This is a genomic window from Paenibacillus sp. FSL L8-0663 (assembly GCF_038008125.1).
Classification (GTDB): Bacteria; Bacillota; Bacilli; order Paenibacillales; family Paenibacillaceae; genus Paenibacillus; species Paenibacillus polymyxa_D.
In genome coordinates, this window is sequence record NZ_JBBOYM010000001.1 from 2,542,541 (window position 1) to 2,559,122 (window position 16,582).

The 16,582-nt window shown below is 44.7% G+C and carries 11 protein-coding genes; 6 read left to right on the forward strand and 5 right to left on the reverse strand.

All coding sequences use genetic code 11. From position 1 onward, the window contains the following. Positions 1 to 7 precede the first annotated feature (7 nt). The 3 genes from MKY75_RS11480 to MKY75_RS11490 all read left to right on the forward strand — a co-directional run bounded on the left by MKY75_RS11480 (position 8) and on the right by MKY75_RS11490 (position 7,184). Positions 8 to 2,074 carry a thioredoxin domain-containing protein gene (locus tag MKY75_RS11480; RefSeq protein ID WP_039275054.1) on the forward strand — a complete coding sequence of 689 codons (2,067 nt, stop codon included), beginning with the start codon at positions 8 to 10 and terminating at the stop codon, positions 2,072 to 2,074. A gap of 401 nt (positions 2,075 to 2,475) precedes the next feature. After that, positions 2,476 to 4,476 (forward strand): methyl-accepting chemotaxis protein, encoded by a 2,001-nt coding sequence (locus MKY75_RS11485; protein ID WP_340885314.1) that lies wholly within the window; start codon positions 2,476 to 2,478, stop codon positions 4,474 to 4,476. Between the two features lie 143 nt (positions 4,477 to 4,619). Beyond that, the gene (locus MKY75_RS11490) at positions 4,620 to 7,184 is read left to right on the forward strand and encodes a response regulator (protein WP_340885316.1); all 2,565 of its coding nucleotides are present in this window, start codon (positions 4,620 to 4,622) and stop codon (positions 7,182 to 7,184) included. Positions 7,185 to 7,189: 5 nt separating this feature from the next. Here MKY75_RS11490 and MKY75_RS11495 read toward each other — a convergent pair whose 3' ends face one another. Then, positions 7,190 to 7,876, reverse strand: coding sequence for a response regulator transcription factor (locus MKY75_RS11495; RefSeq protein ID WP_029515042.1), 687 nt, complete (start codon positions 7,874 to 7,876; stop codon positions 7,190 to 7,192). Positions 7,877 to 8,467: 591 nt separating this feature from the next. Between MKY75_RS11495 and ectB the strand changes: the two genes are divergently transcribed. After that, on the forward strand, positions 8,468 to 9,730 hold the full coding sequence (gene ectB, locus MKY75_RS11500) for a diaminobutyrate--2-oxoglutarate transaminase (RefSeq protein WP_340885318.1): 1,263 nt from the start codon (positions 8,468 to 8,470) through the stop codon (positions 9,728 to 9,730). Between the two features lie 87 nt (positions 9,731 to 9,817). On the opposite strand, the gene MKY75_RS11505 is transcribed toward ectB, so the two are convergent. The 3 genes from MKY75_RS11505 to MKY75_RS11515 all read right to left on the reverse strand — a co-directional run bounded on the left by MKY75_RS11505 (position 9,818) and on the right by MKY75_RS11515 (position 14,155). Continuing rightward, positions 9,818 to 10,336, reverse strand: a complete 519-nt coding sequence (locus MKY75_RS11505) for an NAD(P)H-dependent oxidoreductase (protein ID WP_029515040.1) — start codon at positions 10,334 to 10,336, stop codon at positions 9,818 to 9,820. Positions 10,337 to 10,499: 163 nt separating this feature from the next. Beyond that, complete coding sequence (locus tag MKY75_RS11510; protein WP_029515039.1) at positions 10,500 to 11,624, reverse strand: GGDEF domain-containing protein; 1,125 nt, start codon at positions 11,622 to 11,624, stop codon at positions 10,500 to 10,502. A gap of 95 nt (positions 11,625 to 11,719) precedes the next feature. Further along, positions 11,720 to 14,155, reverse strand: a complete 2,436-nt coding sequence (locus tag MKY75_RS11515; RefSeq protein ID WP_340885320.1) for a GH36-type glycosyl hydrolase domain-containing protein — start codon at positions 14,153 to 14,155, stop codon at positions 11,720 to 11,722. 224 nt (positions 14,156 to 14,379) lie between these two features. Here MKY75_RS11515 and MKY75_RS11520 point away from each other — a divergent pair, with 224 nt between their 5' ends. After that, the gene (locus MKY75_RS11520; RefSeq protein ID WP_340885322.1) at positions 14,380 to 15,114 is read left to right on the forward strand and encodes a thioesterase II family protein; all 735 of its coding nucleotides are present in this window, start codon (positions 14,380 to 14,382) and stop codon (positions 15,112 to 15,114) included. A 19-nt stretch (positions 15,115 to 15,133) separates the two neighbouring features. Next, positions 15,134 to 15,988, forward strand: coding sequence for a sugar phosphate isomerase/epimerase family protein (locus MKY75_RS11525; RefSeq protein ID WP_039275066.1), 855 nt, complete (start codon positions 15,134 to 15,136; stop codon positions 15,986 to 15,988). A 93-nt stretch (positions 15,989 to 16,081) separates the two neighbouring features. Here MKY75_RS11525 and MKY75_RS11530 read toward each other — a convergent pair whose 3' ends face one another. Further along, complete coding sequence (locus MKY75_RS11530; RefSeq protein ID WP_069011139.1) at positions 16,082 to 16,450, reverse strand: DUF423 domain-containing protein; 369 nt, start codon at positions 16,448 to 16,450, stop codon at positions 16,082 to 16,084. Positions 16,451 to 16,582: the final 132 nt, after the last annotated feature.

Here is a 16,582-nt window from a genome sequence, read left to right on the forward strand (position 1 = left end):
ATGTCCCATGACAACGAGCAGCAAACCGAATAGACTATCCAAGGAAAAATCACCGTATTTGCTACAGCATGCTCACAATCCGGTAAATTGGTTCCCTTGGTCAGATGAGGCTTTTGAAATGGCTAAACGTGATAACAAGCCTATTTTCCTATCTGTTGGCTATTCCACTTGCCATTGGTGCCATGTAATGGGGAGAGAATCTTTCGAGGATGAAGAAGTGGCTGAGGTATTAAACCGGGATTATGTATCCATTAAGGTGGATCGTGAAGAACGTCCAGATGTGGATCATATCTATATGTCCATCTGCCAGACGATGACGGGGCATGGAGGCTGGCCACTGACGATATTGATGACACCGGATCAGAAACCTTTTTTTGCGGGGACGTATTTGCCCAAGGAGCAGAAGTTTGGCCGTGTCGGACTGTTGGAGCTGCTTGGCAAGGTGGGTACCCGGTGGAAAGAACAGCCGGAAGAGCTGGTGGAGTTGAGTGAGCAGGTACTGATCGAGCATGAGCGGCAGGACTTGCTTGCGGGTTATCGGGGTGAACTGGATGAACAGAGCTTGACTAAAGCTTTCCATGAATACAGCCACACCTTCGATAAGGAATATGGCGGCTTCGGGGAAGCACCCAAGTTTCCTTCTCCGCATAACCTGTCTTTTTTGCTGCGATATGCACAGCATACGGGGAATCAACAGGCACTGGAAATGGCAGAGAAGACGCTGGATGCGATGTCCCGGGGCGGAATCTACGACCATATAGGCATGGGGTTCTCACGATACTCCGTGGATGAGAAGTGGTTGGTGCCGCATTTTGAAAAAATGCTATATGACAATGCTCTGTTGGCCATCGCGTATACAGAGGCTTGGCAGGTGACAGGCAAGGAACTGTACCGACGGATTACAGAACAAATCTTTACATATATCGCAAGGGACATGACGGATGCAGGTGGTGCCTTTTATTCGGCGGAGGATGCGGATTCCGAAGGAGAAGAGGGGAGATTCTATGTCTGGGACGACTCTGAGGTAAAGGCTGTACTAGGCGATAAGGATGCCGCCTTTTTCAACGATTTGTATGGGATTACACCTTACGGCAATTTTGAAGGTCACAACATTCCAAACCTGATTGATATCAATCTGGAAGCCTATAGGATCAAGCATGACTTGACTGAGCAGGAACTGGAGCAGCGGGTTAGTGAGCTACGGGCCAAGCTGTTTGCTGCCAGAGAACAACGGGTTCATCCTCACAAAGATGACAAGATTTTGACCTCGTGGAACGGATTGATGATTGCTGCACTGGCGAAGGCAGGACAAGCTTTTGGAGACACGAGATATACAGAGCAAGCTCAGAAAGCGGAGACGTTTTTGTGGAACCATTTGAGACAGGAGGACGGACGGCTGTTGGCGCGTTATCGGGACGGCGAGGCAGCTTATCCCGGTTATGTGGATGATTATGCTTTTTATGTGTGGGGCTTGATCGAGCTATATCAGGCGACCTTCGATGTACAATATCTGCAACGGGCATTGACGCTCAATCAAAATATGATCGATTTGTTCTGGGATGAGGAACGGGACGGATTATTCTTTTATGGGTCAGATAGTGAGCAGCTCATTGCCAAGCCTAAAGAAATTGATGACGGAGCCATTCCGTCAGGTAACAGCATTGCGGCCTATAATTTTGTGCGGCTTGCGCGGCTAACGGGTGAATCTGGATTGGAGAACTATGCAGCCAAGCAGTTTAAGGCTTTTGGCGGTATGGTTGCTCATTACCCGTCAGGCCACTCCGCGTTGCTCAGCGCGTTGTTGTATGCGACGGGAACGACGAAGGAGATTGTGATTGTGGGTCACAGGGATGATCCGCAGACCGTACAGTTCATTCAGGCGGTTCGAGCTGGGTTCAGGCCGAATACGGTCGTTATTTTGAAGGATGAAGGACAGTCGGAGATTGCAGAGACGGCTCCTTATATCCGTGATTATGATCTTGTGGAAGGCAAATCAGCCGTATATGTGTGTGAGCATTTTACCTGTCAGGCACCTGTTACCAGGCTCGAAGATCTGAAGGTGTTGTTGGATTAGAACTGAATAAAGCGATCGAACCTAATCCCCTTGGGAGTAGAAAATATATGGCGATTTTCAAAAATGACCCTATGTTTGCTACCTTCAGGGGGATTATTTTCATGTTAAGTGGTAGGTATAGTGAGATGAAACTAACACTTTCTTAACATCTATACTGCATTTTTTTTAATATTTTTTAGGTATATTATATCAAAGAACCGGTTCCGACCAGCCTTGCTGTTTTCGAAAATAAGTACATATACCTATTTAACTAGCGTGTTTATATCTTTTATGTCCAAGCGTTTTAGCAGCAGATGTGAAAAATGTGAAAGAGAGTCTGTCGGGTGATTGTCGTCATCGGCAAGACGAAGAGGTTCGCTATAGGTTGGGAAATACAGGTAATGAAATGGAGATGTTTATTAATGAAGAAGTTATCGGGGAAAAAGTGGCTAGTCGCAAGGAAGCTCAGCAAAAATTTTAAAACGAAGCTAATGGTCGCCTTTATTGCATTTTTGATTTTACCGTCCATGATCGTGGGGGCTTTGTCGTTTATAAGCGCGAGTCAGCAGATTCGAAACCAGATTGAAGAAAGTGCCGAGCAGGCTATTGTCCGCACTAATTTTATTATTGATAGTACTATTGAACCCAAGGTACATGACGCAGACTATTTTGCAGAAAGACTAAAAGGCAATCGGGTAGAGACGGAGGAACAAGCGGCGAATTTGGAAGAATTCTTTAAGCAATATATTGTACTCCATCCTGAAACAGAATCCATTTATTATGGTACGAAGGACGGCAAAGTTACAACCTATCCACCAAAGCAATTACCAGATAATTATGATCCACGAGTCAGACCTTGGTACGATAAAGCGATAAAGGAACAAGCGAAGGCAGCAATTAGTTCTCCTTATCTTTCGGCAAGCTCGAAGCAAATGACGGTTACTGTGTCCAAGGCAACGTCAGATGGATCGGGTGTTATTGGCATTGACCTGAAAATGAGTGGTATTAAAGAGACGTTGAACAATATTAAAGTAGGTCATGAGGGTTATGCCATATTGCTGGACAACAACCATACTTACATTGTTCATCCGACGAAGGAACCAGGTACCAAAATTACAGATATTGAATCACGCATGTTTCAGAGTGATACTGGTGAATACGAGTATGAGTATGAGGGCCAGCTCAAATATATGAACTATGCGACTAACAAGCTGACTGGCTGGAAGATAGGCGGAACGCTGTATTTGTCTGAAGTCGATGATGCAGCAGGACCGATTTTGATCAGCACTTTACTAACCATTGTCGGTTGTCTTGTGATTGGTATTATCATTGTTTATTTCCTGATCCGTTCCATCATCAAACCGATTTTAAAGTTAAAAGAACAAGCGGTAAATGTGAGCGCCGGAGATCTCACACAGGACATTCAAGTAAAGAGCGAGGACGAGATCGGAGAATTAGGAGTGGCTTTTCAAAATATGCAGAATAACTTGCGATCTGTCATTCAGAACGTAGGGAACAGTGCAGATCATGTCGCAATTTCTTCCAATGAACTGACAATAAGCGCGGAACAAACCAGTGCTGCAAGTGAGCAGGTGTCTCAGGCTGTACAAGAAATTGCCAGTGGTGCAGAGAAGCAGACTACAGGGCTGGAAAGTAATTCGGTGGCCCTGAATGAAATTGCACAAGGGATCACCCAAATTGCTGAACGATCGATTTCGGTAGCTGATTTGGCCAAACGATCTGCCTTGCAAGCCGAGGAAGGACGAAAGTCTGTTGAGCAGACAGGCGAGCAAATGAACTCCATTCATCAATCAGTAGAGCGTTCCAACCAGATGATTCAAACCTTGCAAGCCCGCTCTCATGAAATCGGTGAAATTACGAAGGTTATCGGCGATATCTCCAATCAGACAAACCTGCTGGCATTGAATGCAGCTATTGAGGCAGCCAGAGCGGGCGATCATGGAAAAGGCTTTGCCGTCGTTGCTGATGAGGTGCGTAAGCTGGCAGAGCAGTCTCAGACATCCGCCACACAGATTGCCACCTTGATTGCCGAAATTCAGCATGAAACCGAAACAACAGTGAAGACGATGGACAGGGTCACGACTGAGGTGCAGGATGGACTACAGATTTCCAAAGCAACCATTGTCAAGCTGGGTTATGCGATGGAAGGCATTCGAGAGACAACACCTCAGGTAGAGGAGGTCGCTGCGATTGCAGAGCAAATATCAGCCAGTGTACAAGAAATCGCAGCGACAGCCAACGAGCTGGCGACGATTGCAACCGGTAATGCCGCCACATCTGAGGAAGTTGCTGCCTCCTCACAAGAGCAACTGGCTTCCATGGAGGAAATATCAGCTTCAGCACAGTTGCTTTCGACGATGGCTGCTGATTTGAAGATGATGATCAGTCGTTTCAAATATTAAAACGAGCTTGAACCTTATGGAATCTATAGTACAATGAATGCTCGGGACAGTTCTTTAAGCCTTATGGCATAAGGAATCTGTCCTGAGTTTTTTTGTATTTTTGATATATTCTAAAAATGGAAGATTATAGGAGTGGTGAACACTTGGTTCGAGATTTAGTGCTATGTGCTATCGTGATTTTATTGTTAGTTTTGGTTTTTCAGCGTCAACTTGTTCGTCAGGCGATCACAGGTGTATTTTATGGAGGAGCGGGAATTTTGTTCTTATGTTTTGGCATAAGCGATAAAACACCGTTGACCTGCGTGCTAGAGTTAGGGATGGGTCTAATGTTCATGACTCTGTTTGTGCACACTTTAACCACCGCTAAGTATACATATGGACAACGTTTGTTAAACAAAGACCGTGATCTGCTGAATTTACTAGGTGTTCAACCTGGCTTTACCTTCAAGCTGGAGAAAAGCGGTAATGAATTTTATTATAGGCTGCTTGAAGGTGAATTGCTGGAGCGCGTGGGTCTGAATATGCAAGTCAACTACAATAAAAGGGAGCATGTGAAGCGTCTTGGGGACATTTTGGAGCTTTCCTCTGAAACGATGGAGCAGCTTTGCCAATACTACAAACAGGCCTGGTTCGGTGATCGGACCGTATTTGAATTGGAGTTTTGGGAATATTCGGCTCTCATTACCTTACATCCGGTTATGGAGGACGGGGTTACTACTAGCTCTGTTATCGGTCACGCATTGGATATTACGGAGTGTAAAGCCTCAGAGCAGAAGAGAAAGGAAGTGGACGAGGCTAACCGTGCGAAAAGCATTTTTTTGGCTCATATGAGTCACGAAATCCGCACCCCGCTGAATGGAATCATCGGTCTGTCAAAGCTGTTAAATAAGACTGAACTGACTGCCGTTCAAAGAGATTACCTCCACAAGCTTCTCGCTTCCTCTCGTACCCTTTCATCCATGCTCAGTAACGTATTGGACTTTTCCAAAATGGAAGCCGGCAGTCTGGAACTGGAAAAGGTAGAATTCGAGCCGGAAAAAATGCTTCAGCATCTCGCAGATACCGTTGGAACTTTGCTAGAAGATAAGGAAATAGAGGTTCTATTTATAATGGACCCGGCGTTACCGAAAAGCTTGAAGGGAGACCCGCTTCGAATCGAGCAGGTGCTTTCAAATCTTCTGACCAACGCCATCAAGTTTACGGATCAGGGACATGTATTGTTACAGGTAAAAATGCTAAGTCAGCAGGAAGGGCGAGTAGGCGTTTCTTTTATGGTAGAAGATACGGGCATAGGAATTTCCGAGACGTGTATGGACAAGCTATTCGTCCCTTTTATCCAGGCGAGTACAGCAACCAGCCGCAGATATGGGGGCTCTGGGCTGGGTTTGGCCATTAGCAAGCATTTGGCTGAAGCTATGGGGGGGAAAGTAGAGGTGAAAAGCCGATTAGGAGAGTACAGTCAATTTCACTTTAATGTCGAGCTGGAAACTGGGGAATTGAATGCAGGAAGCACACGAATAGAAAAACAAATCAAAGGCAAAGCCTTAATTGTTGCGCAGCATGAACTGGTGAGATACAGCTTGAACGAACTACTGCAAGACTTGGGATTAAAACCTTTCACTATTTCATCCTTCCAAGAAAGTGTGGATGCTTTTCAAAAGGGTGAGCATTTTGATTATGTTATCATTGATATGGGGATGGAAGGTTTGAGAGAACTGGACTCCCGGAGGCAGTGGCTTCAAATGCTGGATAAGCAGATAACTCAGATCATTGGACTTACAACCGTGTTTCAGATGGAAAAAATAGCTGCAGGGGACATGGATCATAGTGTGGATGCCTTTTTGTCCAAGCCCGTTACCCGGAACGCTCTGCTGGAGGTTCTCTGCTGGAAGAAGGAAGATTCAGTGCCTGCAGATGGTAATACTCTGGAGACTCATGCGACGATGAGTTCCCGCAATGAGATAGGGGATACAACACAAAAGTATCAAATTCTCATAGCAGAGGATAACGAAATTAACCAGGTGGTGATTACCGAGTTTTTAGCAGAGCGTAACTTTGAGGTAACGATGGTCACAAACGGAAGGGAACTAATAGCGTTACTTGAACTGCGTTACTGGGATATGGTGCTGCTTGATTTGCATATGCCAGAGATGGATGGTTTTGAGACGGCGAGACATATTCGGAGAAACAAAGCTTTTAACAGGCTTCCCATTATCGCTTTTACCGCTGATGCTGTGCAGCATGAACAGGAAGTTTGTCTTCGTGCCGGTATTAATGCCGTGTTGCTCAAGCCTGTCCATGAACTGACCGCTGCTAGAGTGTTAACTAGCTGGATTAATTTAGCGTGGCTGCAAGATTTACATGGTATTCACGCTGAGCAGTCGATAGCAGGTATGGATGGCAAGGTGTATATTTTTCAATTTGCCCTTTACAAATGGATACAGGAATACCAGTATCTCGATAAAAGAGTTGTGAGAAAAATGGACAATGGACAGTTATCTTCTGCTCTTCGATTAATCCACTCGCTTAAAGGAGGAACGGGGAACCTGTGCGCGCCTGAGTTGCTGGCAAAGGTTATAGAGCTGGAAAAGGCATTGAAGCGCAGCAATGAAACCTCAACAGGAGAACTGTATCCAGACTGGAAAGAGCATCTGAGCGCGGTTCAGAAGGATATTAACCAAATCAAGTCATCACTTCCTTGGAGCTGACCGTGTTATTGCATAAATTTGTAGCCGATTCCCCAGATGGTCTTAATCAATTGCGGTTTCTTAGGGTCTTTTTCGATTTTTCTGCGTAAATGGTTAATATGTACGTCCACGGCCCTCTCGTTAATAAAGGAGTCTGTGCCACGGAGAGCCTGAATTAAAGCATACCTGCTGAATACAATTCCTCGGTTCAAATAAAAAAGCTTCATAAGCTCAAATTCTGAATATGTTGTCTCCACATTTTGTCCGTTAACGGTAATCATTCTTCTCGCTAGATCCAAAGTAATGCCCGTTTCAGGTTCAGGTGCTCTGCCACTTCCTTGTAAGCGCGTGATTTCAATACGACGAAAAAGAGCCTCCATCCGTGCTTTTAGCTCTTGCATACTAAAAGGCTTGCAAATATAATCATCTGCTCCCAACGTAAGTGTACGAATGCGCTCTGATATGTTGTTTTCTGTAGAAATCACGATGATGGGGACGTCCGTATGCTTGCGTATCAGTGGGCAGGGATTCACGCCATCCAAATCTGGAAGCAGCAGATCCAGCAAAATAATATCGGGCTGTACGACCTTAAGCCTTGCAATACCCTCAGACGCTTGTTCCACTCGAGTAACGTTGTAGTCTTCTCCTGTTAAATACAAGGAAAGGGTATCTCCCAGCATATTGTCATCTTCAATAATCAAAACATTAGACATGATCATATTTCCTTATCTTTCTATCAAATTCGAGCCAAATAGTTAGGATAACTGCAATGTTTACAACAAGTTTTGACAGGTTCTGTTGATAGAGTAAACTCCTTTGGACAGTCTGTCAAAAGATCAGGTTTGTTGTGACAATCCTGTGGACAATTAGTCCAGATGTATATCTATTTGATATGGAAATGTACTATTTTTGAGATTTATCACTATAATACGACATTTTTCGTTTTGTTTTAACAATATACTACAAGCCGCTGATGATAAATTACAAAAATTTAACAAAACACCTCAGAAACATGCATTGACTTAAATGAAAATTATGGTATTTTATTACATAGGAGTTGACATCCTCTGATAGGCCTCTTAGAAAAACCCACTATTTAATCTTCTACTAATCTACTCTCATGTGCTATCTCTGTATTTAATTTTAGTACTTTAATTGTTCTTGTAATCGTACTCATGATTCTTTGGTGTGGATATCCCATTGTGAATTCAGACTGTCTTCTCATTTAGATTACATATTTACACTTTTTTTGCTTTCCATGCTTGTATGTTTTTAAAATCAGGTCAGCGGGAGGACGAGAGATCATGAACACATTCGAAGCGCTGGAGTCCAATGTAAGATCCTATTGCAGAAGTTTTCCAGTTGTATTCAACAAAGCTAAAAACGATGTACTGTACACGGAGACAGGCAAGGGTTACATTGACTTTTTTGCCGGGGCAGGGGCTTTGAACTATGGGCATAATAATGATTTTATGAAAAACCGGTTATTGGATTATTTAACATCCGATCGGATTATGCATGGTCTGGATATGTACACGACGGCCAAGCAAGAGTTTATGGAGTCTTTTTCAGAGCGTATTCTCCAGCCCAAGGGCTTGAATTATAAGCTGCAATTTTGCGGACCGACCGGAACCAATGCGGTGGAAGCAGCACTGAAACTTGCACGCAAGGTGAAAAACAGAAATGGTATTTTTGCCTTTATGGGTGCGTTCCACGGAATGTCGCTGGGTAGTTTATCGATTACCAGCAACACCTCCATGCGAGAGAGCGCAGGGGTTCCCCTGAACAATGTTACCTTTATACCTTATAACAGCACATTTAACGGAATGGATACCATTTTGTATATGGAGCAGCTTTTAACAGACACCCATTCAGGTGTGGAAAAGCCTGCCGCGATCATTTTGGAAACGGTACAGGCTGAAGGCGGCATTCATATTGCAGATACCGAATGGCTGCGTGATTTGCGACAGTTGTGCGATGATCATGATATTTTGCTTATTGTGGACGATATTCAAGTCGGTTGCGGTCGAGTTGGTTCGTTCTTCTCATTCGAGCGGGCGGGAATCGTTCCTGATATGGTTGTTTTGTCCAAATCGATCAGTGGATACGGCTTGCCAATGTCTCTGTTGCTACTCAAGCCAGAATTGGATATATGGAGTCCGGGTGAGCATAACGGCACTTTCCGTGGAAATCAGCTTGCTTTTGTCGGGGCAAAGGCTGCGCTGGAGTTCAGAGATACGGTAGAGCTGGAAGCACAAGTGAAGGAAAAAGAGGCTTTTGTTCAGCAGTTCTTGCGTGAACATATCCAATCGATAGATCCTCTTATTGAAATTCGTGGCTTGGGACTGATCTGGGGCATTGATGTATCCCATCTGGGAGAAGCGTTCGCCAAGGAGGTAGCGACTCTCTGCTTTAGTAGAGGACTCATTATTGAGCGTGCTGGACGTAACGATACGGTAATTAAAATTATGCCTGCGTTAACGATAAGTCTGGAAAACTTGCGTAAGGGCTGCGACATTATTAAAGAAAGTATGGCCCAAGTAACCAGTACCTTGGTTACGATGTAATCAATCACTAAAGCCCCTTGGTTGGAGCTGCCGTCTGCTGTAAAGCAGGTATGACAGGCGCCGTCCAAGGGGCTTTCTAGTAAAAAGTTAAGAAATAACTGTTTGCGCGTATTTTTGTGCGGATTGGTCTAGTTGCTCATCGGTCAATACTGCAGCACCATATTGTACGAAATAAGGGAGCAATTTGACACCAATCATATGGCCTGTAGCTTCCAGAGGTCTCAGTAGCTCTTCGATCGTATACCTATTCCGTCCGTCATGTTGATAGTTTTCCTCAACACTGGCAGCAGACAAGGCAATCAACAACTCTTTGCCCTGTAGCTTGCCACCTTCGCTCCCATAAGCCCAGCCGTAGGTTAGAACCTTATCCAGCCATTTTTTCAGTAGGGAAGGAGTGCTGTACCAGTAAAAAGGAAATTGCAGAACGATACGGTCATGCTGCTCTAGCAGTTCCTGCTCCTGGGCGACATTGATTTGCTCATCCGGATATACTTCATACAGGTTGTGAACGGTCACGCCGGATTGTTTCTTGAGTTCTTGCACCCATCTTTTGTTAATTCGAGATTCCGCAAGATCAGGGTGAACGACAATAACGAGGGTTGGCATACAAAAATCATCTCCTTAGACTTATTTTTAGTAAGTAAATAACCAATACATATGTAACTATTTTAGTTTCAACTTATGGAGTTGTCAACTCTATTACATTTTAAGCTCTATATACAAGAAAACTCCGGCAAGCCGGAGTCTCATCAAATGAAGCGTTTTTACATTAAGCGGTATGATTAAGAGCAACAATTTTGTTTTTCCCGGAGCGCTTGGCTTGATACAAATAGTTGTCTGTCTCCTGGAAAAATACATCTTTGTCTTTGTTCATATCCTCGGTATAGCCTTTTAATCCAATGCTAACGGTTACGGAAACGATTTGCATTTTCTCCTGAAAGGTCATATTCTCTACTTCACGCCGGATATTCTCAACGATCTGATAGGCTTCCTCAGAAGTATGCTCAAACATCAAAATAGCAAATTCTTCACCGCCATAGCGGGCCGGAATGTCATTCGCTGTAATTTGCTCTGTAATGATTTGAGAGATGCCTTCCAAAATTTTATCACCGAACTGATGTCCGTAATTGTCATTGATTTTCTTGAAATTATCAATATCCACTAACGCCAGATGGATGATCGCTCCTTGTTCAGCATATTCGAGTGCTTTTTCATAAAAGTTTTGAAAGGACAAATGATTGTACAGCTTTGTCAAACCATCAGTCATTGACATTTTGCTGATAATCGCATTACTGATCATTAATTCCTGTTGGGCACGCTTTGTTTTATACAAATCCACTAACAAATCGCGGCCGCTGGCCTGAATAATGAGAGCAAGAAAGGTGGACATAATCAAAAAGGTTGGAATCGCCACAATATCGAAGTCTGACAAATAGCTGCGGAATGATCCATCTGCTGCCAGCAACAGAAAAAAGACGACCACTTGCAATACAAAGGAAAGCCATATTAAGCGACGATTGAAGAACAGAATAGAAGAGAAAATAGGCAACAAACATAGCGCAGGAATAATCCGGATATCATAATTTAGGCGAATAATCATCCAGCAAATGACGGTGCTTGCCATAAACAGGATCGCAAAAGAATACCTGTTAAATTTAAAATGAGCCAACTCTGCCAGTAAGTTGGAACCACTCATGATTAGCGTAGGAACAATCAGGGTTCCGACGTAAAATTCATAAGGCGAAGCGGCGTAATCAAGAAATAAGTAGCTGCCCAGCTGGACGATAAAATGTACAGCTATAATCATCCAATACAGTAATAACATTTTGCGTACCCAGTGGGCTTGCTTTGTTTTGTAATCCATGGTTTGAGTAAGCCGTTTTGTCTTGTTCATGATGTCACCACACTTAATGTATCTTTAGCCATTCTCGTATTATAAGATACTATGTGATGAAGTTGAAGCTAATTTTTTTGAAGGCCATGAACTTGTTAGCCTAGTAACACTTTTACTTGGTGGATAGCCCCGTCCGCTGCAACCGGCAGAATATTATTCGTAAGGAGGGTACCGTCTACAGTAACCGTAGCTACACCCTTGGAGACATGCTGTGGATTCGTGATATGGATCACGTAGGTATCGCCACGGAAGACGCGGGTGACTATGAATTCGTCCCAGGCTGTAGGAATGCACGGGTCAATACGCAGACCGTCCCATTCCGGCTGGATACCGAGGATGGATTGAGTAATAGCTATAAAGTTCCATGCCGCTGTACCCGTCAGCCAGGAATTTTTGGCTTCGCCTTCACGAACAGCATCCTTGCCCGCAATCATTTGTGCATACACATACGGCTCGGTGCGGTGAATGTCGCTGATGTCCTCCAGATAGGCAGGTGCAATTTTGCTATATAGCTCAAAAGCGCGATCTCCACGTCCTATTACGGCTTCCGCCATCATAATCCACGGGTTATTGTGGCAGAAAATACCGGCATTTTCCTTATACCCGGGAGGGTAAGATGAGATTTCGCCCAGATTGATGTGGTAACGGGAATAAGATGGATGTTGCAGCACGATGCCGTAGGGAGTTTCCAGTCGATCACGTGTAGAATCGAGAGCTTTATGTGCCAAGCCTTCTTCAACACCAATTCCTGCCATGACACAGAAACCTTGAGGTTCAATGAAAATTTGACCTTCCTCACAATCCTTGCTTCCGATTTTGTCTCCATAATGGTCATACGCACGTAAGAACCATTCCCCGTCAAAACCATGCTCCAATGTAGCTGCTCGCATACGATCCACATGGGCTTGAGCTGTGGACGCTTCTTCATCCAAACCTCTGCGCTTGCAAAGCTCAATAAAATCCGGTCCCGTATATACGAATAGTCCGGCGATAAACACGGATTCAGCTACTCGGCCCTCCAAATTCTGTGTTGTCTGATAGGACTCATCGGGTGTAGCGGAAAAACAATTGAGATTCAGACAATCGTTCCAGTCAGCTCGGCCAATGAGTGGAAGACCATACGGACCAAGATTATTTATTACATGGTAAAAAGAACGCTTCAAATGTTCAAACAGCGTAGCCGCACGCTCTACATTTCCGTCAAAGGGCACTTGTTCGTCCAGTATGCCAAAGTCTCCCGTTTCTTTGATATACGCTGCGGTACCGACAATAAGCCATAACGGATCGTCGTTAAAGCCACCGCCAACCTCGTGGTTTCCTTTTTTGGTTAACGGTTGGTACTGATGATAAGCTCCGCCGTTTTCAAATTGAGTAGAGGCAATATCGATAATCCGTTCCCGTGCCCGCTCCGGTATTTGGTGGACGAAACCGAGCAAATCTTGATTTGAATCCCGGAAGCCCATACCACGTCCGATACCAGATTCAAAATACGAAGCTGAACGTGACATATTGAATGTAACCATGCATTGATACGGGTTCCATATGTTTACCATTCGGTTCAGCTTGTCGTCGTGGCTTTGAAGGGTGTACTTGGACAGCAGATTGTTCCAATAGGCTCGGAGTTCACTCAAAGCTTGTTTTACATCGGCTTCATCCGCAAACTGCGCAATCATGGCATGTGCCTGTTTTTTATTAATAACACCGTGGGACTCCCATTTCTCTTCCTCGGGATTTTCCACATAACCGAGTATAAAGTTACAGCTTGTTTCTTTGCCTGGCTCCAGCGTGATCTCAATGCAATGTGATCCGACAGGGGACCATCCGCTGGCAATAGAGTTCGAGGCTTGCCCAGCGGCGACCGTTTGAGGCTGATCTAATCCGTTGTAGAGTCCCAGAAAAGCTTCACGATCTGTATCATAACCCGCTAGCGGACGATTAGCAGAGAAAAAAGCATAGTGATTGCGGCGTTCACGGTATTCCGTTTTGTGATAAATGACAGAGTCCTGTATCTCAACCTCGCCCGTGTTCAAGTTGCGCTGGTAGTTGGTCATATCGTCATAGGCGTTCCACAGACAAAATTCCACGAACGAAAAGAGTTTGATCTTTTTGGTTTGTAACGATGTGTTCTGAAGCTTAACCTGATGGACCTCGCCGTCAAAGGATAGGGGTACAAAAGCCAGCTGAGTGGCTCGAATACCGTTGCGTTCTCCCATAATTGAGGTATAACCAAGTCCATGGCGGCATTCATACTGCTCCAGCTCCCGTTTGACCGGCATCCAGCCTGGAGTCCAATAATCCCCATCATCATAAATATAAAAATAACGACCACCGTTATCGACAGGAATATTATTGTAACGGTAACGGGTTAAGCGACGTAAGCGAGCATCCCGGTAAAATGCATAGCCGCCACTTGTATTGGAAATCAGTCCAAAAAATCGTTCATTACCTAAATAATTAATCCAAGGATAAGGGGTTTGAGGGGTGTGGATGACATATTCTTGATTGACATCATCGAAGAAACCATACTTCATGGCGCAGAACTCCTCTCGATTTGAAAAAATAAAAGGCCCAATACATGATTATATTCAAACATGAAGCCGTTCTTCCTTTAGGAAGATATTCCCCTCTTTATGTAAAATGCGCTTGATTTTCTCAACCTTTCTTCTGGGATTTGCAAAATATTTGAAATGGGTAAATATACCTTTTTATGCTAAAATGAAAAAGTTAGAACTTAGCAAGGCAGGAGGTTGCAAGAATGGCACCTATCACATTATTTTTCATCCCATATGCAGGCGGATCGGCGTCGGTCAGCTTCAAATGGAAAAAGTCGCTACTTCCGCAGATTAAGCTTGTTCCACTGGAATTAGCGGGCAGGGGTATTCGTTCTGGGGAACCGCTTAAGGAAAGCATTGAGGAGATGAGCGAGGATCTGATGCACAAGATCAGCGAAGAGATAGCCCCCGGCAATCCTTATGCCATATACGGCCACAGTATGGGGACGATGATCTCATTCGAGCTGTACTACAAGCTGGTGGCCGGTGGATATGGCAAGCCTGCTCATCTGTTCGTTTCGGGTGGACGGGCACCGCATGTCCCAAGAAATTCCCCGTGGTTACACGATCTGCCCGCAGATCAGTTCAGGACGCATTTGCAGCGGTACGGTCAGCTTTCGGAAGCGATTTTTGACAATCAGGAATTATACGACTATTTTATGCCCGTGTTAAGAGCGGATTTCAAAGCTGTTGAGTTGTATAAGTACACGGCTAAAGCCGCACTTTTACATTGTCCTATCACCGCTTTGACGGGAATGACCGATAACACGGTGACCTTACAAGATGCGGAGGCATGGGCACAGCATACGGATCAGCAATTTCGTATGTTTACCTTTGAGGGAGGACACTTTTTTATTCATGATGAAGTGGAGCGGATTACGCACATCATCAATGAGACCTTGGAGCAGATTACGGTAACAAGTAGCATACAAAAATAAAAATAAGAGGTGAATTTTAGTGACAGTAGGTGTATTGGCACATTTGTTTGGCAAGTTGCCTTATCGCGAATTGGCTGCAAAGGTAGGCGCAGCGGGCTTTACTCATGTTCAGCTGGCTCCGTGGAGAGCGATCAGTGATGTGGATTTTAATAAACCGGGTAAGTTCAATCCGGGATTGGCACTGTCTATCGCAGAAGAATTTCGTAAGCATGGTGTTTCCATATCGGTGCTCGGGTGCTATTTGCATTTTTTTGTACAGGATGAGGAATTGCTGCGTGAAAATGTAGAGCGCTTTAAAGAGCTGATCCGATATGCGGGTCTGTTAGGAGCACCCATGGTTGCAGCTGAAGTGGGACGTAATGAGGATGGTACCGCCTATACGGAACGTGACTGGAGAGTTGTAAGGGAAGTAGTGCGTGAATTAGCAGATGAAGCGGAGAAGTGGGGCGTATTCGTAGGATTGGAAGCTGCAAACGATCACTTGGTAGGAACTGCCGTAGAGTTGGCTACCTTTCTGGAGGAAGTGCCCTCTTCACACATCGGTGTTGTGATTGATCCTGGTAATCTGCTGAAAACGGAAAATATGGCGCAGCAGGATGAGATCATTCGGGAAGCTTTCCAACTGCTGGGCCCCCGGATTATCGCTGCGCATGCCAAAGACCGGCGTTTGTCATCGTCGGGTGAAATTGAGACGGTGCCGCCGGGTTTTGGAGACATGAACTATGGCCTCTACATGGAACTGCTGGAGCAGTACAAGCCGGGGGTTCATATTATTATGGAAGCTGCTCAGGAGCATGAGATGGCTGAATCCAGACGTTATATCGAAGGACACCGGATAGCCGCTCAGAAAGCGCAACAAGTGCAGACGAAATAATGTATTCTATCATAATACTCAGGAATGCTACGTTAATAATTCGAGAGACTTGGAAGCGCCTCCTTTTCCAAGTCTCTGTTTCTTTACCCTTGTTTAACCCTGCACAACCGCCACGATCACAATGACCCAGCTTGCCAAAAAAGCCAACCCGCCAATGGGGGTGATTGCTCCAAGCTTTTTCACACCGGATATACTAAGGGCATACAGACTACCGGAAAATAGGAGAATACCCACCAGCATAACCCAGCCTGCGGTTACGATGAGAGAAGAATGGACAAGTCTGTCAGCAAGAACTCCAAGCAGCAGCAAACCCAGTCCATGAGCGATTTGATATTGAATTCCTGTCTGGAATATGCTCATCATGTCTGCGGAAAGTCTCTTTTTCAATGCGTGTGCGCCGAACGCTCCAAGCGCTACGGCTAAAAACATCACGATACAACCAAGCAATAGCAAAATTTTCATGTTTTAACGCCTCCCTGTGAAATAGTACCGATTCCAATTGATTTCGTCAATTTTCCTTGTGAAACTCTAAACATATATAATTTTTCGACTCTCATTTGGCGCCTAGTGTGGTATATTTTTTCCAGGGCCAAT

What these genes read in the sequence shown, in the direction of transcription:
- MKY75_RS11505 (WP_029515040.1), bottom strand. Translation starts at nt 10,336, where the DNA reads ATGCCAACCCTCGTTATTGTCGTTCACCCTGATCTTGCGGAATCTCGA.
- MKY75_RS11485 (WP_340885314.1), top strand. Translation starts at nt 2,476, where the DNA reads ATGAAGAAGTTATCGGGGAAAAAGTGGCTAGTCGCAAGGAAGCTCAGC.
- MKY75_RS11515 (WP_340885320.1), bottom strand. Translation starts at nt 14,155, where the DNA reads ATGAAGTATGGTTTCTTCGATGATGTCAATCAAGAATATGTCATCCAC.
- MKY75_RS11520 (WP_340885322.1), top strand. Translation starts at nt 14,380, where the DNA reads ATGGCACCTATCACATTATTTTTCATCCCATATGCAGGCGGATCGGCG.
- MKY75_RS11495 (WP_029515042.1), bottom strand. Translation starts at nt 7,876, where the DNA reads ATGTCTAATGTTTTGATTATTGAAGATGACAATATGCTGGGAGATACC.
- MKY75_RS11480 (WP_039275054.1), top strand. Translation starts at nt 8, where the DNA reads ATGACAACGAGCAGCAAACCGAATAGACTATCCAAGGAAAAATCACCG.
- MKY75_RS11510 (WP_029515039.1), bottom strand. Translation starts at nt 11,624, where the DNA reads ATGAACAAGACAAAACGGCTTACTCAAACCATGGATTACAAAACAAAG.
- MKY75_RS11530 (WP_069011139.1), bottom strand. Translation starts at nt 16,450, where the DNA reads ATGAAAATTTTGCTATTGCTTGGTTGTATCGTGATGTTTTTAGCCGTA.
- ectB (WP_340885318.1), top strand. Translation starts at nt 8,468, where the DNA reads ATGAACACATTCGAAGCGCTGGAGTCCAATGTAAGATCCTATTGCAGA.